General features: G+C 65.1%; 1 protein-coding gene. It reads left to right on the top strand.

Translation table 11 applies throughout. The annotated features are described in order from the left end of the window. Positions 1–156 precede the first annotated feature (156 nt). Positions 157–1,261, top strand: a 1,105-nt coding sequence (locus P9272_RS35825; protein WP_278164929.1) for an IS256 family transposase, incomplete at its 3' end; no start/stop codon positions are given.

Genomic DNA, 1,261 nt, shown 5'->3' with positions numbered 1-1,261 from the left:
GGTCGTGTCCCATCAGGTGGTGTAGCTGAGGGTTATGAAGCCGCTCGCGAGCGCGCCGTTAGCAGCGCTGTAGCGAGTGAGCGGCGTGTCGGTGGTCATCGGCGCTTTCCGGTAGGGTTTGGTTGTTGACGCCAACCCATTTCGGAAGGACCACCGATGACCGACGACATGATGAACCTGCGCACGCTCGTGGAGAAGACCCCGGATGCCGATCTGCTGCGCGAGATGATCGGCTTTGCCGCCGAGCGGCTGATGGAACTGGAGGTGGGCGCGGCCACCGGTGCCGGCTATGGCGAGAAGAGCGCGCTGCGGCTCGCTCAACGCAACGGCTACCGCGAGCGGGATTGGGAGACGCGAGCGGGAAGCGTCGAGCTGCGCATTCCCAAGCTCAGGAAGGGCTCCTACTTCCCGAGCTTCCTCGAACCGCGCCGCATGGCCGAGAAGGCGCTCACCGCCGTCATCCAGGAAGCCTATGTGCAGGGCATCTCAACGCGCTCGGTCGACGACCTGGTCAAGGCGATGGGCATGAGCGGCATCTCCAAGAGCCAGGTCTCGCGGCTGTGCGAGGAGATCGACGGCAAGGTGAAAGCCTTCCTCGAGCGGCCGATCGAGGGCGATTGGCCATACTTGTGGATCGACGCCACTTACCTGAAGGTGCGCCGCGGTGGGCGCATCGTATCGGTCGCCGTCATCATCGCCGTCGGCGTCAATGCGGACGGCCGGCGCGAGGTGCTTGGCATGGAGATCGGCGCCTCGGAGGCCGAGCCGATCTGGACCGAGTTCCTGCGCAAGCTGACACGTCGCGGCCTGCGCGGCGTCAAGCTCGTCGTCTCAGACGCACATGAAGGCCTCAAGGCGGCCGTCACCAAGGTGCTGTGCGCCACGTGGCAGAGATGCCGCGTCCACTTCATGAGGAACGTGCTGGCGCACGCCGGCAAGAGCGGCCGCCGGGTCGTCTCGGCCTTCATCGCCACCGCCTTCGCCCAGGAAACACCCGAGGCCGCGAGCACCCAATGGCGCGCCGTGGCTGATCAGATCCGGCCCAAGGTCCCGAAGCTGGCGTCAATCATGGATGACGCCGAGCCCGACGTGCTGGCCTATATGACCTTCCCGAAGGAACATCGCGCCAAGCTCCACTCGACGAATCCGATCGAGCGTCTCAACGGCGAGATCAAGCGACGCACCGAGGTCGTCGGAATCTTCCCGAACGACGATGCGATCATGCGCCTCGTCGGGGCGCTGCTGCTCGAACAGAATGATG

It is taken from the genome of Mesorhizobium sp. WSM4976 (genome assembly GCF_029625685.1).
GTDB lineage: Bacteria > Pseudomonadota > Alphaproteobacteria > Rhizobiales > Rhizobiaceae > Mesorhizobium.
The sequence above is the reverse complement of the archived record's forward strand: the minus strand, read 5'-3'. Positions and strand labels throughout refer to the sequence as shown.